This window comes from Epibacterium sp. ABZ3_068 (assembly GCF_056159265.1).
Genome location: NZ_JBSWUV010000001.1, coordinates 1,524,607 through 1,538,311, shown reverse-complemented (window position 1 = coordinate 1,538,311; position 13,705 = coordinate 1,524,607). Strand labels below are relative to the sequence as shown.

At 55.3% G+C, this 13,705-nt stretch carries 13 protein-coding genes; 7 read left to right on the top strand and 6 right to left on the bottom strand.

What is annotated here, in order from left to right; genetic code table 11:
• Positions 1–521 precede the first annotated feature (521 nt).
• The 3 genes from rpsT to mutM all read right to left on the bottom strand — a co-directional run bounded on the left by rpsT (position 522) and on the right by mutM (position 2,688).
• The gene (rpsT, locus tag ACXAEW_RS07285; RefSeq protein WP_474940690.1) at positions 522–785 is read right to left on the bottom strand and encodes a 30S ribosomal protein S20; all 264 of its coding nucleotides are present in this window, start codon (positions 783–785) and stop codon (positions 522–524) included.
• 209 nt (positions 786–994) lie between these two features.
• Positions 995–1,771: an enoyl-CoA hydratase gene (locus ACXAEW_RS07280; RefSeq protein WP_474940689.1), complete on the bottom strand. Its 777-nt coding sequence runs from the start codon at positions 1,769–1,771 to the stop codon at positions 995–997.
• Positions 1,772–1,836: 65 nt separating this feature from the next.
• Positions 1,837–2,688 carry a bifunctional DNA-formamidopyrimidine glycosylase/DNA-(apurinic or apyrimidinic site) lyase gene (gene mutM / locus ACXAEW_RS07275; protein WP_474940688.1) on the bottom strand — a complete coding sequence of 284 codons (852 nt, stop codon included), beginning with the start codon at positions 2,686–2,688 and terminating at the stop codon, positions 1,837–1,839.
• 93 nt (positions 2,689–2,781) lie between these two features.
• Between mutM and ubiE the strand changes: the two genes are divergently transcribed.
• The 5 genes from ubiE (at position 2,782) to tdh (ending at position 8,080) form a co-directional block, all read left to right on the top strand.
• A complete protein-coding gene (ubiE, locus tag ACXAEW_RS07270; RefSeq protein ID WP_474940687.1) occupies positions 2,782–3,534 on the top strand; it encodes a bifunctional demethylmenaquinone methyltransferase/2-methoxy-6-polyprenyl-1,4-benzoquinol methylase UbiE in 753 nt (250 codons plus the stop codon).
• Positions 3,535–3,537: 3 nt separating this feature from the next.
• The gene (ubiB, locus tag ACXAEW_RS07265) at positions 3,538–5,067 is read left to right on the top strand and encodes a 2-polyprenylphenol 6-hydroxylase (protein ID WP_474940686.1); all 1,530 of its coding nucleotides are present in this window, start codon (positions 3,538–3,540) and stop codon (positions 5,065–5,067) included.
• A 70-nt stretch (positions 5,068–5,137) separates the two neighbouring features.
• Positions 5,138–5,704 carry a helix-turn-helix domain-containing protein gene (locus ACXAEW_RS07260; RefSeq protein ID WP_474940685.1) on the top strand — a complete coding sequence of 189 codons (567 nt, stop codon included), beginning with the start codon at positions 5,138–5,140 and terminating at the stop codon, positions 5,702–5,704.
• A gap of 145 nt (positions 5,705–5,849) precedes the next feature.
• Complete coding sequence (locus tag ACXAEW_RS07255) at positions 5,850–7,034, top strand: glycine C-acetyltransferase (RefSeq protein ID WP_474940684.1); 1,185 nt, start codon at positions 5,850–5,852, stop codon at positions 7,032–7,034.
• A gap of 14 nt (positions 7,035–7,048) precedes the next feature.
• Positions 7,049–8,080 carry an L-threonine 3-dehydrogenase gene (tdh, locus tag ACXAEW_RS07250; protein WP_474942999.1) on the top strand — a complete coding sequence of 344 codons (1,032 nt, stop codon included), beginning with the start codon at positions 7,049–7,051 and terminating at the stop codon, positions 8,078–8,080.
• A gap of 29 nt (positions 8,081–8,109) precedes the next feature.
• On the opposite strand, the gene ACXAEW_RS07245 is transcribed toward tdh, so the two are convergent.
• The 3 genes from ACXAEW_RS07245 to ACXAEW_RS07235 all read right to left on the bottom strand — a co-directional run bounded on the left by ACXAEW_RS07245 (position 8,110) and on the right by ACXAEW_RS07235 (position 11,785).
• Entirely contained in the window at positions 8,110–8,835 is a 726-nt protein-coding gene (locus tag ACXAEW_RS07245; protein ID WP_474940683.1) for a metallophosphoesterase family protein, read from the bottom strand.
• A 141-nt stretch (positions 8,836–8,976) separates the two neighbouring features.
• Positions 8,977–10,572: a phosphoglycerate dehydrogenase gene (serA, locus tag ACXAEW_RS07240; RefSeq protein WP_474940682.1), complete on the bottom strand. Its 1,596-nt coding sequence runs from the start codon at positions 10,570–10,572 to the stop codon at positions 8,977–8,979.
• Positions 10,573–10,639: 67 nt separating this feature from the next.
• Positions 10,640–11,785: a phosphoserine transaminase gene (locus ACXAEW_RS07235; RefSeq protein WP_474940681.1), complete on the bottom strand. Its 1,146-nt coding sequence runs from the start codon at positions 11,783–11,785 to the stop codon at positions 10,640–10,642.
• 257 nt (positions 11,786–12,042) lie between these two features.
• Here ACXAEW_RS07235 and serB point away from each other — a divergent pair, with 257 nt between their 5' ends.
• Both serB and ACXAEW_RS07225 read left to right on the top strand, forming a co-directional pair.
• Positions 12,043–12,918, top strand: a complete 876-nt coding sequence (gene serB, locus ACXAEW_RS07230) for a phosphoserine phosphatase SerB (RefSeq protein ID WP_474940680.1) — start codon at positions 12,043–12,045, stop codon at positions 12,916–12,918.
• On the top strand, positions 12,918–13,676 hold the full coding sequence (locus ACXAEW_RS07225; RefSeq protein ID WP_474940679.1) for a TSUP family transporter: 759 nt from the start codon (positions 12,918–12,920) through the stop codon (positions 13,674–13,676). Before serB ends, ACXAEW_RS07225 begins: the two co-directional genes overlap by 1 nt.
• Positions 13,677–13,705 lie beyond the last annotated feature (29 nt).

The following is a 13,705-nucleotide window of genomic DNA, read 5'->3' as shown; positions in this document are numbered from 1 at the left end:
CTTTAAGCTTGCGTTTTAGTCCCATGCCCAATTGTGGGCTTATGACGGAAAAAAGCTCCCAAGACTGAAAAGTTGCAAACTTTCCAAGCCTAAGGGTACGACCCCTTATTCCCGTCTCATTTTTTCATACAATCGGTGAGCTACATCACCTCGTAACGTTTCACGGCCCGAGCTAGGGAAACATATGACCTTCTGCAACAAAGCCCGCAAAAAGGCTTAAGAAACAGATGCCTAAGCGTTCTCTACCGACAACGCCAAACAGGCCATACTATTTTCACTGAACCCTGTAGAAACCACCTCGGCAGCCAGTCCCCCAAGCGCATGAATCGCTGAACATTGGTAGCAATTTTGGACAGGTGGCAGCAACGAAACTATGCGGTTGACTCTGCCTTTGCTCCCAAAGAATCTCTGCCCTTTGCGATAAGTTTTTGTCCTCATGGGAAAAAAAAGAAGCGCCGCAAATAGCAGCGCTTCACAAATTCGTGGAACCGAAACGGATCCGTCATCCAGCAGTAGTCTGATTAACCCAGCGCTTTTACGCGAGCAGCAAGGCGCGAGACTTTACGGGATGCAGTATTCTTGTGGTAGACACCTTTGGTGACGCCACGCATCAATTCAGGCTGAGCTGCACGCAGAGCAGCGGTTGCCGCTTCTTTGTCACCAGATTCGATTGCTTCTTCAACTTTACGCAGGAAGGTGCGGATGCGCGAACGACGGGCTTTGTTTACTGCAAAACGCTTTTCATTCTGACGAGCGCGTTTCTTAGCTTGAGGCGAATTTGCCATTGTGTGGACCTCTACAAGGTTTGTTTTTTCGAAGGCGCAATACCAACCAAACCCGGGGTCTACTCACCGGTGTGATTCTAGCCTAGGCGGGCTGCACGCGCATGTATGACGGCGGCTTCTATCTACATCAAACACAGAATGCAAGTGCAGATTAGACTTCATCAAAGCCAGCCGTTAGGTCGGCTTTGATGAAGTCTGGCTTGCGCGAATTACTTATCGCGGAACTGAGCTGCACGCTTCTCCAGGAATGCGCCCATGCCTTCCTTCTGATCTTCGGTTGCAAACAGCGAATGGAACAGGCGACGCTCGTACAGCAGCCCTTCCTCGAGCGGGACCTCATAGCTCCGGTTCACGGCTTCTTTGGTCGCCATCACGCTCAGCTGAGATTTTTCAGCAATCTTCTGTGCAGCACCGGTAGCTTCATCCATGAGCTTCTTGGCCGGCACAACGCGCGACACCAAACCGGAACGCTCGGCTTCTTCCGCTTCCATGAACCGACCTGTGAGGTTCATGTCCATCGCTTTTGACTTGCCAATAAAACGGGTCAGGCGCTGGCTGCCTCCCATTCCCGGCATAACGCCCAGGTTGATCTCTGGCTGCCCAAACTTTGCGGTATCAGATGCTATTATAAAGTCACACATCATCGCCAGTTCACAGCCGCCGCCGAGCGCATAGCCAGACACTGCTGCAATGATCGGCTTGCGAATTTTGGCAATCCGGTTGCTGACTTTGGCAAACAGATCTTCGCTGAATACATCTACAAAGCTCTTTTCAGACATCTCTTTGATGTCAGCGCCAGCCGCGAAGGCTTTCTCTGAGCCGGTGACAATAATGCAGCGCACCTTGTCACTGGCATCTGCATCTTCCAAAGCAGTCGAAAGTTCCGACAGTAACTCGGTATTGAGCGCGTTCAACGCCTCCGGGCGGTTCAGTTTAATGAGGCAAACATGGTCCTGCACGTCGACGTTAATCGTCTCATATGCCATAGGGTTTTGCTTTCGATTGTTCCGTTTCAGTTCGATTCCTTACCATGCACGTGTCTCGGATCAAGTTATCTTTGACATTGACTGCAATAGAAGGTGGACCGCCCGGACTGCGTTATTCTGGCCACTTTCCCCTCACAATTTGCGCGACGGCAGGGCTCGCCTTCCCTACCGTAAACATCAAAACTGTGTTGAAAATATCCAAGTTCTCCATTGGCTTGTCGGAAATCTTTAAGCGAGGATCCGCCGGCCTTTATTGCATCTTGCAACACTTCGCGAATAGCCGGAACAAGGCTTGCAACACGTGTTTGTGCAATCTGGCTCGCCTTCCGTTTGGGCGAAATTCCGCAACGGAACAAGGTCTCACACACATAGATATTACCAAGACCCGCGATGATTCCCTGGTCCAGTAGGGCCGATTTTATCGGTGAGTTCCGACCTTTGAGCGCCTCAACCAAATAGCGTTCATCAAACGCGTTTCCCAATGGCTCCGGCCCCAACACCGCCAGCAATTTGTGATCCGGCAGCGTCTCTGTTGCAATCAGATCCATCGCACCGAACCTGCGCGGATCGTTGAATGTCACACGTGCACCATTATCCATGTCAAAAATCACATGGTCATGTTTTTGATGCGCAGGATGGTCATGGACAAACTGCCCCAGCGGATCTCCGGAAACAGTCATCCGGCCTGACATGCCAAGATGAACCAAAAGCGTTTCCCCGCGATCAAGTTCCGCAAGAATATATTTCGAGCGTCTTCTCAGCGCTATCACACGGGCACCGGTCAAACGTTCTGCCATATTTTCAGGGAAGGGCCAACGCAGGTCGGGACGGTTCACCTGTGCCCGCGCAATGACCGCACCTTCCATTGAAGGAATTAAACCTCGCATCACGGTCTCGACCTCGGGCAGCTCAGGCATTACATCGCTCCTGCAACAGATGACGGTCGGCCGCATTGTGCCAACCAATTTGCGCTCTATAACTGGGGCGAACCAAAGGAAACGGCAAGCCGAATGACCGAGACTCAGGACAACACCACCCATTTTGGATTTGAAACCGTACCCGAGCATGAAAAGGCCGGGCGTGTGCAGGGGGTCTTTAACTCGGTCGCCTCGAAATACGATATCATGAATGATGTCATGAGCGTGGGCATCCACCGGGTCTGGAAAGACGCGATGATGGACTGGCTTGCGCCGCGTCCCGGGCAAAAACTCTTGGATGTCGCGGGGGGAACCGGCGACATCTCGTTCCGCTTTCTGAAGCGCGCAGGCTATGGGCATTCCACCGTACTGGATCTGACACGCCCCATGCTGGAAGAAGGGCGCAAACGGGCTGAGGCAGCGCGAATGGCTGACAGTCTGGACTGGGTTACAGGCGACGCGATGGCCCTGCCCTTCCAAGATAATACTTTTGATGTCTACACGATTTCTTTTGGCATCCGAAATGTCACGCGCCCGCTGGAAGCACTCAAAGAAGCCTATCGTGTGTTAAAACCCGGCGGTCGGTTGATGGTCTTGGAGTTCAGCCAGTTGCCGAATGAAGGTCTTCAAAAGCTCTATGACCTGTATTCATTCAACGTGATTCCACGCATGGGCCAGTTGATCGCGAATGATTACGACAGTTACCAATATCTGGTCGAATCGATCCGCAACTTCCCGGACCAGGACACATTCCTTGGCATGTTGCGTGAAGCTGGGTTTGAAAACGCAAAATACCGCAACCTGTCTATGGGCATTGCAGCCCTGCATTCTGGCTGGAAGATTTAATCCATGCGCGGTCCACACAATATTGTTCGCCTGATCCGCACAGGCGCCACGATGGTGCGCACGGGTGCCATGAATGCCGTTCTGGATGCGTTCGAGGCCCCACGCCCTTTGCGCATATTAGCATACACCCTCGGCTGGCCCTTTCAGTGGTTGGGCTACAAAGGGGATGAAAACATGCCCCCTGCCACCCGCGCGTTAACCGCGCTGGGGCCTGCATACATCAAGTTCGGCCAGGTCTTGTCCACCCGTCCGGATGTGGTTGGAGACGAATTGGCACAGCAGCTGCGCGTTCTGCAGGACAAACTGCCACCATTCTCACGCCAAGAGGCCATCCAGCAGGTTGAACATGAGCTGGGCCGCCCCTTGGCTGAGGTATTCTCGGAGTTCAGCGAACCGATCGCAGCGGCCTCCATCGCACAGGTTCACAAGGCGCGTCTGGTGGACAGCGGTCAGGACGTCGCCGTGAAGGTCCTGCGCCCCGGAATTGAGCGTGCCTTTAACCGGGATGTGGACGCCTTTTATCTGGCGGCACGCATCGCCGACCTCTTTGCCCCTGGCGCCCGCCGCCTGCGCCCGTTGGACGTCATCAAACATTTCGACGGCGTTGTTCAGGGAGAGCTTGACCTGCGTCTGGAAAGTGCTGCCGCCTCTGAGTTTGCCGCGAACACTGTGGATGACGAAGGCTTCCAGCTTCCGCAGGTTCTTTGGAACTATTCATCGCGCCGCGTGATGACCTTGGGCTGGGCGGACGGCACTCCTTTGGGGGATAATGACGCGCTTGATGCGGCCGGGCATAATCGGAGCGCACTCGCAGAGCGGGTCCTGTCCCTGTTCTTGCGTCACGCGCTGCGCGATGGCTATTTCCACGCGGACATGCATCAGGGCAACCTGAAGGTCGCCGCCAATGGTGACATCATTGCCTATGACTTTGGAATCATGGGGCATATCGACGAATATACCCGCCGGGTCTATGCAGAGATCCTCTATGGTTTCATCAAACGTGATTACCGCCGTGTGGCTGAAGTCCACTTTGAAGCGGGCTATGTTCCCGCCTCTCAGGACGTGGATGAGTTTGCCCGTGCGTTGCGCGCGGTCGGAGAACCAATTTTCGGCATGGACGCGGCACATATCTCCATGGGGCGATTGCTGAATTACCTGTTCGAAGTCACAGAACGGTTTGGCATGGAAACACGGACCGAACTGATATTGTTGCAACGCACCATGGTTGTTGTGGAGGGTGTTGCGCGCTCACTTGATCCGCGTATGAATATCTGGGAAGCCGCCCATCCGGTTGTTGAGGACTATATCAAATCCTCCATCGGCCCCAAAGCTGTTGCGTCCGATTTGGCAAAGACGGCTAAAGTGCTTGCCCGGTTTGGCCCGCGTTTGCCTGCTTTGGTAGAAAGAGCCTTGATCCAGCAATCAACGGCCTCGGAACCGCGCGGCACACCAGGCAGAATGTGGATTGTTCCGGCAACAATCGGATTGGGTTGCGGCGTGCTTCTCAGCGTTTTTGTAAGCGCTCTTCTGTGACGCGAGATTGGTCGAACTGACCGGTTGGCCAGATTTGACAAATCTTTGCATGACGCTCAAGGTTTCCAGTATGACGGAACACACCGACGATATTTTGAACCTCCTGCCGGCCCGGCTGAAAGATGCACGCCGTGCGCAAGGCTTGTCTTTGGAAGCCGTTGCAAATCTTTCGGGCGTCAGCCGATCCATGGTCAGCCAGATTGAACGCGGTGAATCAAGCCCGACAATTGCGACCCTGTGGAACCTGACCCGTGCATTGCAGGTGGATTTTGCCGGCCTATTGGAGGCTGGACAAAAGCAGGACCACATTGACGTGTTGCGTTCAACAGATGTCCCAATCATCCAAAACATGGGACAGGGGTGCAGAATCAAAATCCTGTCCCCTCCCGAAGATGCCGGCGGACATGAGGTTTACGACATCGCACTGTCGGAAACAGGAACGTTGATCAGCCAACCACACACCGTCGGAACCCGAGAACAACTCACGGTTCTAGAGGGAGAGGTCCGGCTGACATCAGGGAGCGCCGACGACGTCCTGAAGGCAGGCGATACGGCGCGATACGCAGCAGACGTTTCACATGCCATTTCTGCAAATGGTGCAGAAGCCCGTGTCTTCCTAATTGTGAAGAACGGTTAATCCCTGCTGGGGTGCTGAGCAGGGCGGGCGCAAAATTCCGCGCAAGTTATCCGCTATCACGGAAAATTTTCCACTATCCAAAAATTCCCCCTTTACGGAATCACATCCAATATGACAGAATTTCTGCAACAAGCGGAGTTCTGTCATGTCCCAAGCCTTCTACTCACACTTGTCCGACACCCTCTCCCAGATCGAGGCTGACGGGCTTTACAAACGCGAACGTATGATCACCTCCCCTCAAGGCGGGGAGATCAAGGTTGGCGACAATCAGGTTATCAACCTGTGCGCCAACAACTACTTAGGCCTTGCCGACCACCCTGATCTGATTGCGGCCGCCAAGGGCGCGATGGAACCCAGAGGGTTTGGAATGGCATCCGTGCGCTTCATCTGTGGAACACAGGACATTCACCGGGAACTGGAACAGCGGATCGCATCCTTTCTTGGCAAAGATGATTCCATACTGTTTGCGGCCTGTTTTGATGCCAACGGCGGGTTGTTTGAGCCACTGCTGACTGCGGAGGACGCCATAATCTCGGACAGTCTGAACCACGCATCAATCATCGACGGAATTCGTCTCTGTAAAGCGCAACGCTACCGCTATGCCAACAACGACATGGCTGACCTGGAGGCCAAACTGAAAGAGTCCCGCGCCAAAGGTGCGCGCCACATCATGGTTGCAACTGACGGCGTGTTCTCGATGGATGGGTACCTGGCCAATCTCCCGGAGATCCGCGCATTGGCTGACCAGTATGACGCCGTTCTCATGGTGGATGACTGCCATGCAACCGGCTTTATGGGCCCCAACGGCGCAGGAACGCCGGATCACTTTGGCGTCACAGTGGACATACTTACAGGCACATTGGGAAAGGCCCTGGGGGGATCAATCGGCGGCTATATCGCCGGGCCTCAGCCTGTAATTGATCTGCTCCGCCAGCGCGCGCGGCCGTACCTTTTTTCAAACTCACTGCCGCCCGCGATCGTCGCCGCCGGACTGGAAGCCATTCGTCTTGTTGAAGAAGGCACGGATCTGCGCGCGAAACTTTTTGAAAACACTAAATTCTGGCGAGACGGGTTGGAGAACCTTGGATTTGAACTGCTCCCGGGCAGCCATCCGATTGTTCCTGTTATGCTGGGCGAGGCGCAATTGGCCCAGGACATGGCCGCACGACTGTTTGAAGAAGGCGTCTATGTCTCAGGCTTTTTCTTCCCGGTTGTCCCCCGTGGTCAAGCCCGCATTCGCACGCAAATGAACGCGGCTCTGACGCAGCAAGAACTGGAACGCGCGCTGGCGGCTTTTGAAGTTGCTGGCAAAGCCTGTGGGGTGATCTGATGCGTCCAAACACGATGAAAGCGCTTGAAAAATCTCACCCCAAAGAAGGGCTGTGGATGGTGCAAGCTCCGGTGCCCGAAATCGGTCCCGATGAGGTGCTGATCAAGGTCAACAAAACGGGTATCTGCGGCACCGATATTCATATCTGGAACTGGGATGATTGGGCGGCCGCCACGGTGCCAGTCCCAATGATCACAGGTCACGAGTTCGCAGGTGAAATTGTCGAAATCGGAAAAGATGTCAATGGCTTGAAGATCGGGCAGCGTTGTTCGGGAGAAGGCCATTTGATCGAACATGACAGCCGCCAGTCTCGGGCCGGAAAATTCCACCTGGATCCAGGTACGCGTGGCATTGGGGTTAATGTTCAAGGGGCTTTTGCGCAATACCTGCGGCTACCTGCCTTTAACGTGGTGCCCCTGCCCGACGATATCCCGGACGAAATCGGAGCCATCCTGGACCCTTTGGGCAACGCGGTCCACACTGCTCTCAGCTTTGATCTGCTGGGAGAAGACGTGCTGATAACTGGCGCAGGTCCAATTGGCATTATGGCGGCAGCTGTTGCGCGTCACGCAGGCGCACGGAATGTGGTCATCACGGACATCAACCCCGACCGTTTATCCCTCGCGGAACATGTGGTGCCAAACGTCCGCCCCGTGAATGTCGGCACCGAAGATCTTAACGATGTGATCCACGAGCTCGGCCTGTCTCAGGGCTTTGATGTCGGTTTGGAAATGTCAGGCAATCAGATCGCACTGGACCAGATGGTTGAAGCGCTTGTAATGGGAGGAAAAATCGCACTGCTTGGCATTCCGCCAGGCAAGTCGCCTGTGGATTGGTCGCGCATCGTATTCAAGGCCATCACCATCAAAGGTGTCTACGGCCGGGAAATGTTTGAAACCTGGTACAAGATGATTGCCATGCTGCAAAACGGTCTGGACGTCAGCCGGGTCATCACGGACCGCTTTACTGTTGAGGACTTTGCCCAAGGGTTTGCGCAAATGAAATCCGGACGCTCCGGAAAAGTCGTGCTCGACTGGACGGGCTGACGGTTTCTGCCACCGCAGAGGCGCGCGTCTCACCGAACGGGAACGCGCCCCTCTTTTGTCAGCCACCAGACTTTCTCACCTTCAAGCACCGCAACCGTCAGCGGACGACCGTATCCGGCGCCACTGTCCAAGTTAAGACGATTGCCGCAGTCTTCCGGCGCTTTGAGGGCTGTATGACCGTGGACAACCAACCACGGATGTGGGGCGCTGTAGCTCAGGAAAGGCTCTCGAATCCAGACCAGATCATTTTCCTTCTGATCTTCGAGCGCAACGTCTGGGCGGATACCTGCATGGACAAAAAGGTAAGGTCCGGCTTGATAAAAAATCCTGAGCGATTGAAGGAATTCGATGTGATCGCGTGGCACGGCCTCCTTGGCGCGCTGGTGAACATCTTCCAAACGCTCGCTCCCTTCAACGCGCACCCCATAAGATGCCAAAGTCTGCATGCCACCCAAGTCAGGGTGCAGCCAGCTGTGGGTGATTTTGAGATGGGGATCAGGGCGGGGGCTATCCTCCAGAAACCACTCAAACATGCGGTCGTGATTGCCCTTTAGTGCTGTCCAGTTCCGCCCGGCCTCTATGCCGCTTTTCAGCATTTCCAAAACGCCGCAACTGTTTGGCCCGCGATCCACATAGTCGCCAAGAAAAGTGACCTGCGCGGTCTCGCCTCCATCCGCGTCAATCCAGGCCAATGCGTCTTGCAGCATCTGATGCTGCCCATGAATATCACCAATGGCGTAGATCGGATCCGACATCACATATTCCTTTTGCTCAAGCGGTATACACAACAAAATGGCAAACCTGTCAGCGGTAACTTTGCCGACTAGCCGCCCAGCAACAACGAAAAAGGCCACCTTCGCAGGTGGCCTTTTGGAACTGTTGCATCCGGGATCGCATCAAGCGACGTCAAATACCAACGGCTTGATCTGGGTAAATTGATCCGTCTCAGCCAGCTTGGCTCGTGCTTCGGCTGGCACCGGAGCATCCACATAAAGCAGCGCAATCGCTTCGCCACCGATATCAGAACGGCCCAAGGTAAAGTTCGCGATGTTGACACCCATATCCCCCAAGGTGCCACCCAAGGTGCCGATGATGCCCGGAACGTCTTTGTTGGTGGTGTAAAGCATGTTCGCACCGACTTCCGCGTCGATGTTGATGCCTTTGATCTGGATGAAGCGCGGCTTGCCGTCAGAGAAGACAGTACCTGCAACCGAACGCTCACGTTTGGACGTTACAACGGTAACCTTGATATAGCCGTCAAAGGAGCCGGTTTTGTCCTGTGTCGTGGTGGAGATCTGAACGCCGCGTTCTTTGGCGATAACCGGAGCGGACACCATGTTCACATCCGGGTTGGCCTTTTTCATGATACCCGCGATAACCGCACAGTTCAGCGCCTCGAGGTTCATGTCCGCTACGATACCATCATAGCAGATGTTGATGGCTTCAATCGGCTCATCAGTCATCTGACCGGCAAACGCACCCAAATGGTCGGCCAGTTTGATCCACGGCCCCATGATTTTGGCTTCTTCAGCCGTCACAGATGGCATGTTCAGCGCGTTTTCAACGGCGCCGGTCAACAGATAATTGGACATCTGCTCGGCCACTTGCAAGGCCACGTTTTCCTGCGCTTCGGTGGTTGCAGCGCCCAGGTGCGGGGTGCAGACCACATTCGGCAAGTTGAACAGGGCGTTTTCCTTGGCAGGCTCTTCCGAGAACACGTCAAACGCCGCGCCCGCAACATGGCCGGACTTGAGCAGCTCAGCCAGCGCGGCCTCATCGACCAGACCACCGCGAGCACAGTTGATGATGCGCACGCCTTTTTTCGTCTTGGCGAGGTTTTCCGCAGACAGGATGTTCTTGGTGCCTTCGGTCAGCGGCACGTGCAGGGTGATGAAATCCGCGCGGGTCAGCAGTTCGTCCAACTCGACTTTCTCGACCTGCATCTTTTCGGCTTTCTCTTCCGACAGGAAGGGGTCATAAGCCACAACTTTCATTTTCAGACCACGCGCGCGGTCGCAAACGATGCCACCGATGTTACCCGCGCCAATCACGCCAAGGGTTTTGTTGGTGAGTTCAACGCCCATGAACTTTGACTTTTCCCACTTACCGGCATGGGTCGAGGCAGAGGCTTCCGGGATCTGACGCGCAACCGCAAACATCATTGCAATCGCGTGCTCGGCGGTGGTGATCATGTTGCCGAACGGCGTGTTCATCACGATCACGCCTTTTTTGGACGATGCTTCTTTGTCCACGTTGTCGGTGCCGATACCTGCGCGACCAACAACTTTCAGGTTGGTTGCCGCTTCCAGGATGGTCGGGGTCACTTTGGTCGCAGAGCGGATTGCCAGACCATCATATTGGCCAATCACTTCGGCCAGCTTCTCTTTGTCTTTGCCAAGGTCGGGCATGAAATCAACGTCGATGCCACGATCACGGAAGATCTGGACGGCGGTTTCAGACAGTTTGTCGGATACGAGTACTTTGGGAGCCATGGGTTTGGGTCCTTCAAATATAGGGTGCAGAAGGGCGCGCAGATCCGCGCGCCCAGATCAATTGGAGTTAAGCTTGCGCTTCGATTTCGGCCTCAAAGGCCCAGGCGAGCCAAGGCAGCATGGCTTCCAGATCGGCAGTCTCAACCGTGCCGCCACACCAGATGCGCAGACCGGCCGGAGCGTCACGATAGGCACCAACGTCCAGCGCCACATCTTCGGCTTCCAGACGTTTGGCAACCGCCTTGGCAAAGGCTGCGCCGTCTTGGATGCGGTCATCGGTGAATTTCAGACAAACCGAAGTGTTGGAGCGGGTTGCACCGTCCACGGCCAGGTTGGCGATCCAATCATTGGCGTCACAGAAGTCGAACACGACCTTGGCGTTTGCATCCGCGCGGGCCTTCAGCCCTTCAAAACCACCCACAGACCGCGCCCAGTCCAGAGCAACCAGATAGTCCTCAACCGCCAGCATCGACGGCGTGTTGATGGTGGCACCGGTAAAGATACCGTCGATCAGTTTGCCACCTTTGGTCAGGCGGAAGATTTTCGGCAGCGGCCACGCTGGCGTATAGCTTTCCAGACGTTCAACTGCACGCGGCGACAGGATCAACATGCCGTGGGCCGCTTCACCGCCCAGAACCTTCTGCCAAGAGAAGGTGGTCACATCCAGCTTGTCCCAGGGCAGATCCTGCGCAAAGGCGGCAGAGGTCGCATCACAGATGGTCAGACCTTCGCGGTCATCCGCAATCCAGTCACCATTGGGAACCTTGACGCCCGAGGTGGTGCCGTTCCACGTGAAGACAACATCGTTCTTTGGGTCGACAGTCGCGAGATCAACGATCTCACCATATTCGGCGGTTTTGACCTCGGCATCGATTTTCAGCTGTTTCACCACATCCGTGACCCAGCCCGCGCCAAAGCTTTCCCAGGCCAGCATCTCAACCTTGCGCTCACCAAGAAGGTTCCACAGGGCCATTTCAACCGCACCAGTGTCGGATGCGGGAACGATGCCGATTTTGTAATCAGCGGGGATGCCCAGAACTTCGCGGGTGCCTTCGATGGCATCCTTCAGCTTGGCTTTGCCAACAGCTGCGCGGTGCGAACGGCCAAGAGGCGCGTCGGAAAGTTTGGACAATTCAAAAACGGGGGGTTTGGCACAAGGGCCAGAGGAGAAACGCGGGTTCGCCGGCCGCGTTGCCGGTTGAGAAATAGCCATCAATGCTACCCTTCCAGATAAATGCCTCTCGTTGGGGAGAGGTGTCCCACCGACCGGAATAGAGAGAGCTGCGGTAATCAGCAACAGGGAAAATGGACCAAATCCGGCCATTCTATTTGCAATTGCGACCTAAAATTTCGCCTTTAGGAAACTTATTCTCTCTCCGAAGTGTCGGATCAAAGACCTCAACAGGGGTGGTTCCAATCGCTCCGCCTCGTTATGAGATTGGCAGAATCACCGCAAAGGACGCGCCTCTTATGTTTGTCACAACCCTGCTGTGTAACCCTGCTTCGACCACCCTCGAACCGGCTTTAGCCGAATCGCTGCGCAATGCCTGGGGTGGCGGTGATGTGGTCTGGTTGGCCCAGAATGAGGCGCTAGAATTCACCCACGCCCAAATGCCAGACAATCGTTGGGACGTCTGGTCTGACCTTCAGGGCATGGGGGTCGACATGATCACTCAACCCGTTGAAGGACGGCGTAAAAAAATGCTTCTGGCGGACATGGACTCCACTATGATCCAACAGGAGTGCATCGACGAGCTGGCCGATGAGGCTGGTGTCGGCGCGCGGGTAAAAGACATCACCGCCCGCGCCATGAATGGCGAGTTGGATTTCGAAGGCGCATTGACGGAACGGGTTGGCCTGCTGAAAGATCTGCCGGAGACCGTTATTGGCAAGGTCCTTGAAACGCGGATTACATTTATGCCCGGCGGCAAGGAATTGCTGGCAACGATGAAGGCGAATGGCGCCTATGCCGCGCTGGTCTCTGGTGGGTTTACCGCGTTTACCGCCAAAGTCGCTTCAGAGCTCGGCTTCGACGAGAACCGCGCCAACACGCTGCTGACGGCAGACGGCAAGCTGACCGGCGAAGTGGGACGGCCGATTCTGGGGCGCGAAGCCAAAGTTGAAGCGCTGGAGCAAATCACCACACGCCTTGGCATCACCGAACGAGACGTAATTGCCGTTGGAGATGGTGCCAACGACCTTGGCATGTTGGGACGCGCGGGCGCAGGCGTTGCACTGCACGCCAAACCTTCGGTCGCCGCGGAATGCGATATCCGGATAAATCACGGAAACCTGACTGCCCTGCTGTATATCCAAGGCTACAGCAAAGACGACTTTGCCTCCTAATGTTTGAAGTCACATTTGAGGTTCTGGCCTTGCTAATGGCAGCAGGGTTCATAGCGGGGTTCATTGATGCCATAGCAGGCGGAGGCGGCCTGATCACCGTGCCGATGTTGTTATTGGTAGGCGCTGATCCAGTAACCGCCTTGGCAACGAACAAAGTTCAGGGCCTGTTTGGTGCAGGCACCGCCGCCTTGTCCTACGCACGCGGCGGCCACGTGGACTTGAGACAGCAAGCCCCCACTGCACTGATCGCATTTCTGGCGTCAATGGGCGGCGCTTTGCTGGTATCGGTCCTGCCAACCGAAGCAATCCGAATGGTTTTGCCCATAGTGCTGATCGCAATCGCATCGTTCTTTGCCTTGAAAAAGGGACTGGACGACACCGACCGACACCAACGGCTGACACCGTTTCTGTTTGCCATGACGATTGTTCCACTGTGCGGCGCCTATGACGGGCTATTGGGCCCCGGTGCAGGCAGCTTTTACATGCTAGGGTTTGTCACACTTGCCGGTTATGGGGTGCTGCGGGCAACTGCACATACAAAACTGCTGAACTTTGCCTCCAACCTCGGTGGATTGGTGGTCTTTGCAGTTGTTGCAACGCCTTGGTGGCTGACAGGTCTTGCAATGGCGGCAGCTCAGGTTGTCGGCGCTCAATGCGGAGCTGTTTTGGCTCAGAAGATCGGGTCACGTCTCATCAAACCATTGCTGGTCGCGACGTCATGCCTTTTGGCCGCAAAACTCCTCTGGGAGATGCTTTAACGCTGGTTCTCTGACGGTCTCCCAGAAGT

Coding starts and splice junctions, on each gene's coding strand:
- rpsT (WP_474940690.1), bottom strand. CDS start 785: ATGGCAAATTCGCCTCAAGCTAAGAAACGCGCTCGTCAGAATGAAAAG.
- ACXAEW_RS07280 (WP_474940689.1), bottom strand. CDS start 1,771: ATGGCATATGAGACGATTAACGTCGACGTGCAGGACCATGTTTGCCTC.
- mutM (WP_474940688.1), bottom strand. CDS start 2,688: ATGCCTGAGCTGCCCGAGGTCGAGACCGTGATGCGAGGTTTAATTCCT.
- ubiE (WP_474940687.1), top strand. CDS start 2,782: ATGACCGAGACTCAGGACAACACCACCCATTTTGGATTTGAAACCGTA.
- ubiB (WP_474940686.1), top strand. CDS start 3,538: ATGCGCGGTCCACACAATATTGTTCGCCTGATCCGCACAGGCGCCACG.
- ACXAEW_RS07260 (WP_474940685.1), top strand. CDS start 5,138: ATGACGGAACACACCGACGATATTTTGAACCTCCTGCCGGCCCGGCTG.
- ACXAEW_RS07255 (WP_474940684.1), top strand. CDS start 5,850: ATGTCCCAAGCCTTCTACTCACACTTGTCCGACACCCTCTCCCAGATC.
- tdh (WP_474942999.1), top strand. CDS start 7,049: ATGAAAGCGCTTGAAAAATCTCACCCCAAAGAAGGGCTGTGGATGGTG.
- ACXAEW_RS07245 (WP_474940683.1), bottom strand. CDS start 8,835: ATGTCGGATCCGATCTACGCCATTGGTGATATTCATGGGCAGCATCAG.
- serA (WP_474940682.1), bottom strand. CDS start 10,572: ATGGCTCCCAAAGTACTCGTATCCGACAAACTGTCTGAAACCGCCGTC.
- ACXAEW_RS07235 (WP_474940681.1), bottom strand. CDS start 11,785: ATGGCTATTTCTCAACCGGCAACGCGGCCGGCGAACCCGCGTTTCTCC.
- serB (WP_474940680.1), top strand. CDS start 12,043: ATGTTTGTCACAACCCTGCTGTGTAACCCTGCTTCGACCACCCTCGAA.
- ACXAEW_RS07225 (WP_474940679.1), top strand. CDS start 12,918: ATGTTTGAAGTCACATTTGAGGTTCTGGCCTTGCTAATGGCAGCAGGG.